This window comes from Aeribacillus sp. FSL K6-8210 (assembly GCF_037963925.1).
Lineage (GTDB): Bacteria > Bacillota > Bacilli > Bacillales > Aeribacillaceae > Aeribacillus > Aeribacillus composti.
On the sequence record NZ_CP150172.1, the window covers coordinates 1,639,205 to 1,653,382 of the forward strand.

16 protein-coding genes are annotated in these 14,178 nt (G+C 38.2%); 9 read left to right on the forward strand and 7 right to left on the reverse strand.

Annotated elements, in window-relative coordinates; translation table 11 throughout:
* Positions 1–193 precede the first annotated feature (193 nt).
* Complete coding sequence (locus tag NSQ41_RS07925; RefSeq protein WP_339195389.1) at positions 194–568, reverse strand: hypothetical protein; 375 nt, start codon at positions 566–568, stop codon at positions 194–196.
* A gap of 641 nt (positions 569–1,209) precedes the next feature.
* On the opposite strand from NSQ41_RS07925, the gene NSQ41_RS07930 reads away from it, so the two are divergent.
* The 5 genes from NSQ41_RS07930 (at position 1,210) to NSQ41_RS07950 (ending at position 4,200) form a co-directional block, all read left to right on the forward strand.
* Positions 1,210–2,337, forward strand: a complete 1,128-nt coding sequence (locus NSQ41_RS07930; RefSeq protein ID WP_339211390.1) for a hypothetical protein — start codon at positions 1,210–1,212, stop codon at positions 2,335–2,337.
* A gap of 65 nt (positions 2,338–2,402) precedes the next feature.
* Entirely contained in the window at positions 2,403–2,729 is a 327-nt protein-coding gene (locus NSQ41_RS07935; RefSeq protein WP_339211392.1) for a thioester domain-containing protein, read from the forward strand.
* A gap of 68 nt (positions 2,730–2,797) precedes the next feature.
* Positions 2,798–3,322, forward strand: coding sequence for a hypothetical protein (locus NSQ41_RS07940; protein WP_339211394.1), 525 nt, complete (start codon positions 2,798–2,800; stop codon positions 3,320–3,322).
* A 70-nt stretch (positions 3,323–3,392) separates the two neighbouring features.
* The gene (locus NSQ41_RS07945; RefSeq protein WP_082830423.1) at positions 3,393–3,524 is read left to right on the forward strand and encodes a GapA-binding peptide SR1P; all 132 of its coding nucleotides are present in this window, start codon (positions 3,393–3,395) and stop codon (positions 3,522–3,524) included.
* A gap of 466 nt (positions 3,525–3,990) precedes the next feature.
* Complete coding sequence (locus tag NSQ41_RS07950) at positions 3,991–4,200, forward strand: hypothetical protein (protein WP_339211395.1); 210 nt, start codon at positions 3,991–3,993, stop codon at positions 4,198–4,200.
* 59 nt (positions 4,201–4,259) lie between these two features.
* Here NSQ41_RS07950 and NSQ41_RS07955 read toward each other — a convergent pair whose 3' ends face one another.
* Positions 4,260–5,189 carry a DMT family transporter gene (locus NSQ41_RS07955; RefSeq protein WP_339211396.1) on the reverse strand — a complete coding sequence of 310 codons (930 nt, stop codon included), beginning with the start codon at positions 5,187–5,189 and terminating at the stop codon, positions 4,260–4,262.
* 173 nt (positions 5,190–5,362) lie between these two features.
* Entirely contained in the window at positions 5,363–6,835 is a 1,473-nt protein-coding gene (locus NSQ41_RS07960; protein WP_339211397.1) for an aminotransferase class I/II-fold pyridoxal phosphate-dependent enzyme, read from the reverse strand.
* 198 nt (positions 6,836–7,033) lie between these two features.
* On the opposite strand from NSQ41_RS07960, the gene NSQ41_RS07965 reads away from it, so the two are divergent.
* Positions 7,034–7,999, forward strand: a complete 966-nt coding sequence (locus NSQ41_RS07965; protein ID WP_339211398.1) for a nitronate monooxygenase family protein — start codon at positions 7,034–7,036, stop codon at positions 7,997–7,999.
* Positions 8,000–8,049: 50 nt separating this feature from the next.
* Here the strand turns inward: NSQ41_RS07965 and NSQ41_RS07970 are convergent, their stop codons facing one another.
* The gene (locus NSQ41_RS07970) at positions 8,050–8,685 is read right to left on the reverse strand and encodes a DUF1054 domain-containing protein (protein ID WP_339211399.1); all 636 of its coding nucleotides are present in this window, start codon (positions 8,683–8,685) and stop codon (positions 8,050–8,052) included.
* Positions 8,686–8,848: 163 nt separating this feature from the next.
* Here NSQ41_RS07970 and NSQ41_RS07975 point away from each other — a divergent pair, with 163 nt between their 5' ends.
* Positions 8,849–9,643: an inositol monophosphatase family protein gene (locus NSQ41_RS07975; protein WP_311067229.1), complete on the forward strand. Its 795-nt coding sequence runs from the start codon at positions 8,849–8,851 to the stop codon at positions 9,641–9,643.
* A 461-nt stretch (positions 9,644–10,104) separates the two neighbouring features.
* On the opposite strand, the gene NSQ41_RS07980 is transcribed toward NSQ41_RS07975, so the two are convergent.
* On the reverse strand, positions 10,105–10,290 hold the full coding sequence (locus tag NSQ41_RS07980; protein WP_063389653.1) for a DUF5325 family protein: 186 nt from the start codon (positions 10,288–10,290) through the stop codon (positions 10,105–10,107).
* Positions 10,291–10,439: 149 nt separating this feature from the next.
* Here NSQ41_RS07980 and typA point away from each other — a divergent pair, with 149 nt between their 5' ends.
* Positions 10,440–12,278 carry a translational GTPase TypA gene (gene typA / locus NSQ41_RS07985; RefSeq protein WP_094245652.1) on the forward strand — a complete coding sequence of 613 codons (1,839 nt, stop codon included), beginning with the start codon at positions 10,440–10,442 and terminating at the stop codon, positions 12,276–12,278.
* Between the two features lie 23 nt (positions 12,279–12,301).
* A complete protein-coding gene (locus NSQ41_RS07990; RefSeq protein ID WP_242009277.1) occupies positions 12,302–12,622 on the forward strand; it encodes a YlaH-like family protein in 321 nt (106 codons plus the stop codon).
* 87 nt (positions 12,623–12,709) lie between these two features.
* Here NSQ41_RS07990 and NSQ41_RS07995 read toward each other — a convergent pair whose 3' ends face one another.
* Complete coding sequence (locus tag NSQ41_RS07995; protein WP_063389656.1) at positions 12,710–12,910, reverse strand: YlaI family protein; 201 nt, start codon at positions 12,908–12,910, stop codon at positions 12,710–12,712.
* 550 nt (positions 12,911–13,460) lie between these two features.
* Positions 13,461–14,060: a YhcN/YlaJ family sporulation lipoprotein gene (locus NSQ41_RS08000; RefSeq protein WP_063389657.1), complete on the reverse strand. Its 600-nt coding sequence runs from the start codon at positions 14,058–14,060 to the stop codon at positions 13,461–13,463.
* Positions 14,061–14,178: the final 118 nt, after the last annotated feature.

Consider the following 14,178-nt stretch of genomic DNA (forward strand, 5'->3'; position numbering starts at 1 on the left):
GATTATTTGTTTTCAATGGGGATTTGACTTTTTGGACAACCCCTTTTTATGATGAAAAATAAATGATGGAACAATTCTCTCACTGTTGTGAAAGTTTTTTTCACAAAAATATGTTGTGCAGAGATTTTGAGCACAAATCCTATTTAACTAAAGAATCTTCTCAGCGCTTAATTACCTCAAACCGACATTCTCATTATTCGGAAAGCACTTCTGAGACCGGCTCTACAATTTCATCTTTTGTTGAAACTGATCCTTTAATATGCAAAATGATGCCGTCATGATCCATCACGATAATGGAAGGATATGTTTTAATATTAAACCGCTTAGATTCAGGGTTATCAGCTTGGTAGATCATCATATTGTCCATTTCCTCTGGAAATTGTTTTTTTAAATCTAATAAAGCATCGTAGTAAATTGATTCTTTTTCCATCATTTTTTGGTCGGTAAAAAAAAGAATTTGTTTTTTGTCGAAGCTTGAAATCGAGTGATCGTCTTTCGGATCAGCAATACAAGAAGACAATAGAAGCAGTACGGCAACGGTATAGGTATATGCAATAAATTTCACCATTGTCCTACCTCTTTCGTTTAAAGAAAACTGGTAAAATGTGTTCATTTTTTCTTAACGCCATTTTAACATATTTAATTCCGTCACTTTTGAATGTTATGCAAATGTTACAAAAATAAAATATTATTTAAACAAATTAAAAAATTCAAATCGTGTACGAGAAGTATGATATCTAGAGCGAATGTTTGAGTTGTTGGGTTGTAGACTTTAGATGCACGTAATGGATCATACTCAGCATCATGTAATGCTAATGATCATAAAGATAAAGGTCATTTGAAAGCTACTTTGAACCAAAAAAATGTCCCCATCCCCATATAAAACATTTCCTTGTTTAATTAAAAACTTTTTTCGCATAGATTTCATTGATATGGCCAAAGGATTCCAGGTAGTAATTTTTCCTTTTGTGGAATATATTCGGAAGAGTGAGCAGCAAAGACTTTAAAATTGGTGGAATAATAGCAAAAGATATTAAAACTGGAAACAAAGTAAAAATACCTGTTATTTTTTACGATATTAAAACTGGAAAAACAAAAAAGGAAAAGTGGTCGCAAAGCGGAAAAGAGGTGGACGAACTTATTTGCATTTTAATAATAAAGGTATTTTTCCCGAAAGGTTGCTAACGGGAAAATGTTGGATTTTTTCAAGTGGATGGGAAGGATGGCTTAAAACCCATTTGCAGCCGCGTAAGATTTTTTAAAAAAGGTTGGTCGTCATCCAAAAACGACCAAGGAGGGATTTTTACGAAGAAGAAAGTGATTGTCAGTACATCAATTGTGGCCATGCTGGTCTTAGGTGGAACTGGAGCTTATGCATTTAATTCTCATGTGCAAGAGCAAAAACGTCAGCAAAGCGTTGAGCAAACATTGTCTTCTTTGTACCGCAATGTTGACGAGTTGACGGAAGGGAAAATTCAATCCGTTAAAGCAAAAATTGCAAAAGTGAAGAATGAAGAAAAGAAAAGAGAGTTTTCCGAAGATTTGAGAGATCTTTCCACAATGTTTAAAATTAGTACATTGGTCAACTCTCTTATGGATGATAAGCAAGTGATCAAAGACGGAGTAACATTAAAGCAAATCAATGATGCAAAAAGTAAGTTGGAAAACATTAAAACAATCGACAAATCCTTCTACGAAAAACAAAAAGGCCTTTTAGATATAGTTATTGCACAATATGAGGACATTCAAAAAGCTCAAAAGGCAGTAAGTGCTTTGGAAAAACAGCCGAAAGAATCGAGATACAAAGCATCGAAAGCCCTAGTTGAAAAAATTAAAAATGAAAAGACCAAGCAAGAGTTATCAAAGAAACTTGCAGCTGTCTATAAAATGATTGAAGAAGAGAAGGCAAAAGCTAAAGCTCTTGCAGAAGCAAAGAAAAGAGAACAAACTAAATTGGCTCAAGCTACACAGAAATCATCCACGAACTCAACATCAGGTAAAGTCGGATCATCTAGCTACTCGGACTCATCTACTTCATCCAGTAAATCAACGAGCAAGTCATCATCCAGTAGTTCTGCAAAATCATCTGTAAAATCTAGTAGCTCAAAATCCAGTAGTTCTACTAAGTCGAAAAGCACAGCTAGTTCAACAAAAAAGCAAGGGTCATCTTCCGAATCATCTAAAAGCAAATCGCAATCAAAAGATCCTTATGCTGGAGGTAAGGATTGGGATAAAATCGGTGAATATTTTGAAAATACCGAGTGGGAAAAAGTTGATTCTGGTTACATTGAAGGGGAAAACGGAAATACATGGGAACATTATGAACCTAAAAAGTAAGACAATCATAAAAAATTATGATTGTCTTTTTTTATTTGTTAATTCGCATGAAGGGAGGAACATTCATGAAAAAAATAAAGGTTGTATTTATCTTTCTCTTATCTTTTTTAATAATTTTTCCATCTTTGCAAATGGAACAAGCAGAAGCTGCACCTAGAATTGAATATTTAGGACAGGCACACTATGGAAATTATACGGTTGGAGTATTCAGAGTAGACGGACGAATTGCTTTTTGTATGGATCACTATAAGGGTAGTCCTCCGACTGGTTCTTCATACAAAACAGGCGATATTTATAGAAATGAAAGTGTCCTAGCGATATTGTATTACGGCGCAGGAGGTCAAGAGCCTATTGTTGGCACGAATGATGTGGGATTGTCGCTACCACTTTAGCCCTTGATTCCGTTGTAAATGGAAACCATAGTAGTGGACGCAATTCTATACCTGGATACAAAGAATTAATGGCTCATGCAGAAGCTAAAGATGCTCCTTCCGATAATATTGATTTTAGTAAATATTCTTTGAACAGCAGTGTTTCAGGGAATAGACAAATTTCTGAAAGAGTTACTTTTGAGGCAGATTCAAGAAACTCTATTAAAATTCCTGTTCCTCAAAATGTCACCCTCCATATTGTCGGAGGGGGCAGCTATACAAATAGAACGGTAACAATTAAAGGTGGACAGACATTTTACTTCTCTGCCGGACTAGACTATGGAAATACAATTCAATTTAAAGATTTAAGACCATCAATTGGTCCATATCAAGCTATTTTATTCATGCCAAATAATTCGGGATATCAGAGATTAGCTCAGGGAAAATTTGATCATGACCCACCTGTAATGAAAACCTTATTCTGGTTTCTAACCAAAAGGTTACTGGAAAAGTACCAAACAAAGATATACCATCAATTTTTATTACAATTTAGGTGCAAAAAAAATAAATGTGTTATACAATTTCTGCTTGACGAATATAATGTGACATATTAATATATAACTATCAGGTCATTTTGTCTCCACTTTATTCTTAATGACGCTATATGGAAAAGGGGAATACAGGATGGGAACAATTGTCTGTCAAGACTGCAATTCAACAATTCATTTCTTTGATGATGAAAAAGTTACGGTATTGTATGGTAAATGCAACAATTGCTGTACAGAAAAGAATCGTAAAAAAAGCAATCATCAATAACATATTGAATAACACGTGTAACAAAGGGGTTTAAGATAAATGGGCTGTCTTTAAGGCAGCTTTTTTTTATGTAAAGCAAATGCTGGTGATCTTAATGGAATGGATGCTTGCAGGATTGTGATTGAGAGCTAAGACAGAAAAACATCGTTTGAATTCATTTTTTATCAATTCACCTTTGTCTTTTTCAGTAAGTACGGTCATTGCGGTTTTTAAGTGTTAAAATGACAGCGATGCGGTTTGTAAAGATTGATGAAACATATACCAAATGTCACTTGTGCATAAAAGGTTGGATGAAAAATTTATTGGAGTTACGACAAATTTCGCAGCCAATATTGGAACTGGCAGCAATTCGATATAGCGAAGTTTGTTATCGATGTCTTTTCAATAAAAGTATAAAAAGTGGTGTCTATTCCATTCATTAGGCGGTAAAATGTAGCTAAAGGACTTTTGTGAAAGGAGCTTTACAATGGAGGTAATGGCAGCAAGCGTCTTTTCGGCAATTATTATATTTATTACTGTCTTTTCTATGATAAGGGTATTCATCATCGCTTTTAAGAGGAAAGAAATAACGCTTCGGAAGTTCATCATCTTCACCATATCTTCAATTGTTACAGGTTTAATCATTGCTTCCGTTTTACCGTTTGTTTATCAAAAAATATTTCATTACTTCTATTAACTGTTTTTTTAATGAAAGACCTTCCCTACGAAGCAGGAAGGCCGTCGTCCATATTTTAGTTATGTATTAGCACTTTTTACAGAAGCATTCGTAGTCAATTCCTTATTTGAAAGTCCTTTATTTTTCAAAAACATACTGACTCCAATTAAAGATAGCGCTCCGCCAATCATTTGGGAAATAGATGTAGCTTCTCCTAAAAATAAGTATGCTAATATAATTGCCCCTATTGGTTCACCTAAAATACTCATTGAAATCGTCGTAGCATCCAAATTTTTTAAAAGCCAATTAAATAATACGTGACCAAAAATATTGGGGACTAGTGCTAGAAGTACAAATATGCCCCAATCATGAACTGAATAATGAATCAGCGGGACCTCGTAACTAAGATTGTAAATCAATAATACAAATCCACCTATAAAGAACACACAAAAACTATATATTGATGTTGGAATTTTTTTGCATAATACTTGTCCAAAAAGCATATGAATGGCTACTGCTAACGTTCCTGCTAATGAAAGGAAATCTCCATATAATGCTTTTGTAGAAAGATTAATATCTCCCCATGCAATAATGATTGAACCGCTAACAGCTATAAAAATACTCACAATCCCAATAAGGTTTGTTCTCTCTTTAAAAATAAAATAAGCTCCTATCATAACAAATACAGGCTCTAATGTAGTTATAATCATTGAACTTGCTACTGTTGTATATCTAAGGGAATCCATCCAAAATAAGAAATGAAAACCTAGGAAGATTCCAGATAAAAGTAGTTGAATCCAATCCTTCCATTGAATGTTAATAGCTCCTGTTTTGATTTTCTTCCAAGGGAGAAACGGCAGCATAACGATCACCGTAAAAAGCAGTCTATACATTCCTAATATAGATGCAGGCGCATCAGACCATTTAACAAAAATAGAAGAAAATGAAATAGAAATAACACCAATTAGTAAAATAAAAATAGGCGGAACGGGAAATTGATATTCTTTCATTGTTGTCGCTCCTTTTAAAAGAATTGAATATTATTATAAATTAAATACGGTAATGGTTTTAGCCATTACCGCAGCAAAATTATTTTATGATCGATCTTCAGCAAAATTTGGTTTCATCCGTTTTTCGACTTGTCCTCGAATGTATGGATTTATAAAGCTTCTTCAGCGATTTCTCATTTAATCGGTTTATGCTCTTTAATAACGCGAAGGTAGGAAAGAGTTGGATCTTCTGTACCTTGAACAGGCAGGCCGGCATCTAAATTTTTTCGGATGTAATGTAAATTTTCTTTAGTGATGATTTCTCCTGGTATGAAAATCGGTATGCCCGGTGGGTACACCATGACAAATTCTGCAATAATGCGTCCAACAGATTGTTCAAAAGGCACCATTTCCGTCTCTGCATAAAAAGCATCTCTAGGTGTCAGCGCCAAAACAGGAATATCGGGCAGAAGGACAGAGACTTCCGCTTGCTTGTTTGCCTGATGGGAAAATTCTTTTGACAAAGCACGAAGCGCTTTTATTAAAAGTGATGTTTCATATTCTGTATCACCGGGCGTGATCAGACAGAGCAGATTGTACAGATCGGAAAGCTCCACTTCAATGTTGTAATGTTCTCTTAACCACAGCTCTGCATCATATCCCGTTATGCCTAGTTCCTTCACAGAAATAATTAATTTTGTCGGATCATAATCATACGTTGCATTCGTTCCCAAAATTTCTTCTCCTACACAATATAGATGATCAATTTTGTTAATTTCGTATCTTGTCTGATTCGCCAATTGAATCGTTTGCTCTAATAATTCATAGCCCTTCGTTGCCAGCTGCTTTCGAGCTGCATCCAGTGATGCAAGAAGCAAATAGGATGTCGATGTCGTAGTCAGCATGCTTAAAATCGATTGAACACGGTCAGGAGACACAAGACCTTCCCGAACATTTAAAATAGAGCTTTGCGTCATCGATCCTCCCAGCTTATGAACGCTAGTTGCCGCCATATCTGCCCCTGCCTGCATGGCGGATAATGGCAGCTTGTCATGAAAATGAATGTGGACGCCGTGCGCTTCGTCTACAAGAACAGGGACATCATATGAATGAGCAATATTTACGATTTGTTTTAAATCAGCTGAGATTCCGAAATACGTTGGATTAATGACTAAAAGCCCTTTTGCATCAGGATATTGCTGAAGAGCTTTTTCAACTGATTCTGTCGTTATTCCGTGAGAAATGCCGAGGTTTTTATCCACTTCAGGATGTATAAAAACGGGGGAAGCCCCTGAAAAAATGATTGCTGACATGACCGATTTATGAACATTTCTTGGAACAATAATTTTATCTCCAGGTCCGCAAACCGACAGGACCATTGTCATAATGGCTCCGCTCGTACCTTGTACCGAGAAAAAGGTGTGATCGGCCCCGAAAGCTTCAGCAGCCAATTTTTGTGCTTCTTTAATAATTCCTTTTGGCGAATGAAGATCATCCAAAGGACCGATATTAATTAAGTCCATCGCGAGAGCATTATGTCCGATAAATTCTCGGAATTTTGGCTCCATTCCGGCTCCTTTTTTATGGCCGGGAATGTGAAATTGAATTGGATTTTTTTGAATATGTTCTAAAAGACCTGTAAACAATGGTGTATCATGCTGTGACAATTTTCCTTTTCACCTACTTTTTAAAGGTTCCCCAAAATTAAAAACAAATGAAATTATAGCACTTTCCTATAAAACCTGCAAAAGGCACTGAATATGGTTTTGAAAATCTTTGTGCTTCTCTTTGTTTTGAGCTACGTTTTTATAAAGAAGGAATTTAATGCGTGGAAAAAGAATAATACGAAATGGGGAGGGGGAAACATGGTATTTTCAACAAAAATTACCGAATTGCTAGGGATTAAATATCCGATCATTCAAGGGGGACTTGCTTATTTAGCGTATTCAGAATTAGCAAGTGCAGTAAGCAATGCAGGAGGGCTCGGTCAAATCACGGCTATGTCTCTTCCGAATCCAGCTGCGCTTCGAGAGGAAATACGGAAGGTGAAACAAAAAACGGATAAGCCGTTTGGAGTGAACTTCGCCATCGGTCAGCATGGCCGTCCATTTTCCGATATGCTTGATGTGGCGATTGAAGAAAAAGTGCCGGTCATTTCCATCACTGGCGGGAACCCGGCTCCGCTTTTTGACCAATTAAAAGGTGTCGATGTAAAAAAACTAGTTCTCGTTGCGGCAAGAAGACAAGCGGAGAAAGCGGAAGAGCTTGGAGCAGATGCAGTGATGGTCGTCGGACAGGAAGGCGGAGGTCATTTAGGAAAAGACGATATCGGCAATTTCGTATTAATTCCACAAGTAGTGGAAGCTGTCTCCATTCCGGTGATTGCTTCTGGAGGCATTGCGGACGGGAGGGGACTAATGGCAGCATTGGCTCTTGGAGCTGAAGGGATTGAAATGGGAACTCGTTTTATTGCAACGAAGGAATGCGTTCATGCACACCCGTTATATAAAGAAGCAATTGTCAACGGTACTGAACTTGATACCGTCATTATTAAAAGGTCGTTAGGGGCACCAGGTCGGGCGCTTCGAAATAATTGGACCGAAAAAATTTTGGAAATTGAAAGAGAAAGAGGAGATTATGAGTCGCTAAAAGATTTCATTAGTGGAGAAGCGAACAAAAAATATATTTATGAAGGCAAAATCGAGGAAGGATACGCATGGGCCGGTCAATCTGTAGGGCTGGTAAAAAATATTCCGTCCGTTGCGGAACTGTTTGACGAAATCATTGAACAGGCGAAAGAGATAAGGCGGAAATGGTCCAGCATTGCTTAATTGTTTTCAAAAGAAATAATGGTCAGCGATGCAGCGCATCCTGACCATTTTTAAACAGTGCTTTTTTGTGTGATTTGATAAAGTGGCATTAACGTTTTAAACGTCTCGTCAACCTTTTCCAAAAATTGCTCCCTGCTCATGGAGAGAACTTCATTTTTTGGAAGGTTGATGCCGCATAACATTTCTGCCTTTTTCACCGATTGCAGACGTTGAAAAATTCGTTGAAATTCTTCATCAGATAAATTTTTTTGTTTTTCCGCATCTGGTTTTGTATGATCGGCTGACCAGAAATAATCTTCAGGAATTTGCTTTCGGATTTGCTGCCAATTCTGTAGAAATTGTTTTCCGATTTCTTCTTTCACAGGGGATTCATAAATAATGGCAAACCAAACAAAGACGTGTGTGCTCCATAATCCGATTTGAAAATGAGGGAGCTTCTTATAACCCCGTTTACTGTTTGCAAATGCAACCCATGTGTCATTGGGAGGATGAACGGTACGGCGGGCATGTTTTGCTACATGATAAAATATTTCATCTCCCGTCAAAGCAGACAAAGTAGGTGCAAAATGCTGTCCCAGCGCTTCAAGTTTTGGGCGCACCCGTTTTTTTAGCTCATCCATTCTCGCTTCTAAACCGTCTATTTGAAAAACTTCAAAATCTTCCTTCACAAATGGCACAAAATCCATAAAAATCCTCCTTGTGTTGTTTGTCCACATTGTAGCACAAACCGACAGAGAAAGAAAAATAATGTGGGTGAAATATTGCAATGAAAAAGGTGAAAAACTTGATTTTCTCCATTTCTTTACAGTATGCTAAAAAAGGTGATTGAATAGAAAGTGGGTAAGATAGATGAACTGGCATGAAATAGATCAAAAAGCAAAGCAATGGATTTATGAGGCTGGTGAAAGAATTCGCCAATCATTTCAACAAAAGCTGGTCGTTGAAGCGAAATCAGGTCCAAACGATTTAGTGACGAATATTGACCGGGAAGTAGAGCATTTCTTTTGGGAAAATATTCGCAAAACGTTTCCGGAACACAGCATTTTAGGAGAAGAAGGTTCCGGTCATGAATTGAAATCATTGGACGGTATCGTTTGGATAATTGATCCGATTGACGGCACAATGAATTTTGTACATCAAAAGCGGAATTTCTGCATTTCGGTTGCTGTTTTTGCGGATGGTGTCGGTCAAATAGGACTGATTTATGATGTCGTCAGAGATGAAATGTACCATGCGATAAGGGGGAACGGCGCCTATTTAAACAAAACGGAGCTTCCGCCGTTACAAAAGAAAACAATAGAAGAATCCATCATCGGCTTGAATGCATCATGGCTGGTGGAAAACAGACGAATTGATCCAGCAATATTAAGTCCGCTTGTCAAACGTTTAAGAGGAACGAGATCATTTGGTTCAGCCGCTCTTGAATTTGCCTATGTAGCTGCAGGCAAGCTGGACGGCTATATTACAATGAGACTTGCTCCTTGGGATTTTGCGGCAGGTTTAATCCTTGTCGACGAAGTAGGCGGGGTTACGACAACGCTTGACGGAAAACCAGTCGATTTGCTTAAAAAGCAAAGCATTTTCACCGCTAACCAAACCATTCATCAACAAATTATCGAGGAGTATATTAAAGGGAAAATATAAAGCTGCAAATGCTGTTGACAGCTTATAGATCATCATAGCTTGCTAAAAAACAAGCATGAAGAAAGCAGTATAAAAAGTCTCTTATAAAAATATGAAAGAATTGGTATCGTTCGGCAAACTTCACATCGTGATGGCAGGCGAGAAAAATGGAACAAGTGTGGAGCAATGAAATGTTGTAGCAATCAACGTTTTGTAAATAGGGCTAAAAATCGGGTTGTTTAAAAATTTACATAAAATGGAACTTTTTTGTATCCATTCCATTTCTGGCTGGTCTTTTGAAAAAGGCTATTGTAAATGAATTTTAGCTAAAACCGAACATATTGTGAAACAAAAGATGGGTCTTTGTAGGTTTGAAAGAAACTAATGCCATGTAATAAAGCCCCTCTATCAGTAGAGGGGACGATCTATGTATCATAAACCGTTTGAAAGTATAAAATGGCCGATGCCAAGATGTAAATTCTTTATAATAATCCTCTCTCTCGCATTTTCTTTTTCTGGGTAAAGCCGAGTCCAAATACAATAATAATTCCAATGATGCTAACAACTACTCCCAACAGGCTGCCAGCCCCTATTGCAAAGCCGACCGACACAATAAGCAGCGCCGCAATGGTGGCGAGAACCCAAAATATCCATTTTCCGTTGCCCATTCCCATCCTCCTTTCATCAATCCAAGACGAAAACCATTAATAGCCTTTAAGCCTCTTTCCATCTTTAGTTTATCGAAAAACGTTCAACGTTTCCACAGTATTTATGGTATAATAGCCTAGGTTCAGTTTAGCAAATAGGAGATGACAGTGTGAAAGTTAGAAACGACTTACGCAATATTGCTATTATCGCGCACGTAGACCATGGGAAAACAACATTGGTTGACCAATTGCTTCGCCAATCAGGAACGTTCAGGGAAAATGAACAAGTGGCGGAGCGCGCATTAGATTCCAATGACTTGGAGCGCGAGCGCGGAATCACCATCTTAGCCAAAAATACGGCGATTGAATATAAAGGAACGACCATTAATATTTTAGATACGCCTGGTCATGCCGACTTTGGCGGAGAAGTAGAACGAATTATGAAAATGGTCGATGGCGTGCTGCTAGTTGTCGACGCCTATGAGGGCTGCATGCCGCAGACAAGATTTGTTTTGAAGAAAGCGTTGGAACAAAACTTAACACCGATTGTCGTCGTGAACAAAATTGACAGAGAGTTTGCCCGGCCTGAAGAAGTTGTCGATGAAGTGCTTGAGCTGTTTATTGAGCTTGATGCAAACGATGATCAATTAGAATTTCCGGTTATTTATGCTTCGGCCATCAACGGAACGGCAAGCACAGATCCAACTAAACAGGATGAAAATATGGAAGCTCTATTTGATGCGATTATCGAACATATTCCTGCACCTGTTGATAACAGCTCAGAACCCCTTCAATTCCAGGTGGCGCTGCTGGATTACAACGACTATGTTGGGCGGATCGGCATCGGCCGCATTTTTCGCGGAGAGATGAAAGTCGGACAACAAGTCGCATTAATGAAGCTTGACGGAAGTGTGAAGCATTTCCGTGTTACGAAAATGTTTGGATTTAAAGGATTAAAACGATTGGAAATTGAACAGGCAAAAGCTGGTGATCTTGTCGCTGTTTCTGGAATGGAAGACATTAATGTCGGGGAAACGGTTTGTCCAGTTGATCATCAAGAGGCGCTACCTGTTCTTCGGATTGATGAACCGACGCTGCAAATGACGTTTTTAGTTAACAACAGTCCTTTCGCAGGCAGAGAAGGAAAATATGTGACGGCGAGAAAAATCGAAGAAAGGCTGCATGAACAACTGCAAACAGATGTTTCGCTAAGAGTGGAGCCGACGGATTCCCCGGATAAATGGATAGTATCAGGGCGAGGCGAGCTTCATTTATCCATATTAATTGAAAACATGCGCAGGGAAGGGTATGAGCTGCAAGTTTCGAAGCCTGAAGTAATTGTAAAAGAAATCGATGGAGTACTTTGCGAACCGGTTGAACGGGTGCAGGTGGACGTTCCAGAGGAATACACAGGTCCTGTCATGGAATCATTGGGCGCGCGCAAAGGGGAAATGGTCGACATGATCAATAACGGAAATGGACAAGTCCGCTTGATTTTTATGGTGCCATCGCGCGGATTAATCGGCTACACGACCGAATTTATGTCTTTAACAAGAGGATACGGCATCATAAACCATTCGTTTGACTCGTATCAGCCTATGCAAAAAGGACAAGTTGGCGGAAGGCGTCAAGGGGTTCTTGTTTCAATGGAAACTGGAAAAGCTACCTCTTATGGCATTCAACAGGTCGAAGATCGCGGAACGATTTTCGTTGAACCCGGAACAGACGTGTACGCTGGGATGATTGTCGGTGAACATAATCGTGAAAATGACCTTGTTGTGAATATATGTAAAGTAAAACAACAAACAAATATCCGTTCTTCGACGAAAGAACAAACGGTCGGAATGAAAAAAGCTCGGATCATGTCGTTGGAAGAAGCACTTGAATATTTAAATGATGATGAATATTGTGAAGTCACGCCTCAATCGATTCGTTTAAGAAAGAAAATCTTGGATAAAAACGAGAGGGAAAAAGCAGCGAAAAAGAAAAAACTGTCAAGTCAAAGCTAATGAGTGAAAGGGGGAGGGACGTAGTGACAGAAGAACAAGTAATTGAAAGGCTGTCTTTTTTTGCGCGTCTTTTCCGTGTTCATGAGCAGCATGATGTCGGAATGTGGTATTTGTATATTACCATTCTGATTTTATCAATTATTGTATATAAACTGGGATTTGCTAAGAAGCTCCCGATTTTAAAGTCTGCTATAATCTATTTATTTCTCGCTTTCGGCTGTACGGTGCTGACGTTTTTGGCAATTTTTCTGCCGATTGCAGAAGGATTGGTAGTCGCTGTTCTTATTTTAAGCATATATAAAATTCGGCTTTACTATTCGAAAAAAAATGAAAACAACACATAGCTTTAAAGAAAATCAAAACAGATGTCGGTATGTGCCAGCGCGCACCACCTTCATCTGTTTAACTTTTTTCTGAGTATTTTTCTGTTCTCAAAAAAGCTCATTCCTTTTTCTTTCGCGGTACAAACGGAACTTTCCGGTTGATAGTCTTTTGTTTGTTTTTTCCGTAATTCGATTATAGCAAGTATTGCACATATATGTATGAATCGGTCTATTCCTCAGCTGTTTTGCCTTCAATGATTCGTCATCAATTGTTTCGATTTTATCGCATAAAACACATTTGACTTTCATCTTGCTTCTCACACTTTCTAATCAAATTTTTAAGCTTTGTACAACGTTGTTCGTCTCAGCATCAAAAGGCTTCGATGATAGTTTGGATTGCTTCCAGACAACACGCCTCTATACTCACTCGCCTCTCGCATAGTATATCACGTTTTGCTTCCGCTCACACAATTTCTTTTGCAACTTTGCAAAAGAATCAAGCCAGCAGCGGCTTTATACGACTTACACACAATACAATTTCTATAAGAAAAGACAGAAAAATAAGCTATTGAGCCACTTTCGAGCATTGCAAAAAACATTGTGAGACAGGTCAATACTCTTTATCCAAACCAGAGCCATTTGCATTTCCGTTCCGACTTGGGATCGTGAATCATCCGGCGATAGTCAAGCTATTAAAATGAATAGACATACTGATCTTCAGCCGCGCAGGTCGATAGTGAAACAATGTTTTATGAGTTGTTATTTTATTAAATATGACAAAATATCATCGGATTTTGACTAAAAGGTGTTGAAAGCAATGAAAAACGCTTAAGCTTCGGACTTAAGCGTTTTAATGTCTTTATTGTTGTTTTTGGTTTGATTGATCACGCTGTTCTTTATTCAGCTCTTGATTTTTTGACTTCGGAAGCTGATCTTTTTCATTCATCGGCTGCTTTTGTTGATTGTCTGTCGCGTCACCAGGAAGATCAGGCATCAATCTTCCGACAATTTGAGCGAGCTCATCTAGAATGCCGCCAATGGGCCGGCCGTTTTGAATTTCCTCTCCAATTTGGCGGATTCGTTCATTTGTGTCTGGATCGGCAATAACTACAGCATAAGCCCCGTAAGGATCGTTTTTTAATGATTCTGCAACGGAATACTTAATCGATTCAACTTTTGAACGATCCAGCTTTTTGTCGACATCAATTCCGACGACTGCATAATTTCCAAGAACAACTGCAGTTGCATCATTTACATCTGGAACATTTTCGGCTATTTTTGCCAAGCGGCGGGCGATTTCCTGGCCGGATTTGCGATCAACATTTTCCCGCACGGAATCTTTGACAGTAATTGTTCTTGAATAGTTTTCACCACGATTTTCCTCTCGTGCATTTTCGTTTGTGGAACAACCGTTTAAAATAAAGCCGACAAGCAAAATAAACATCAAAAAGCTGCGCATGCTATCACTCCTTTTCTTACAAGTATGGTGTAAAGTAATCCATTACTTATTTCGTGCTTCCGTCTTTGACGAATAACATTGGTTCTAGTTACAAAACTTATAAAGAAGCCTGAATCTT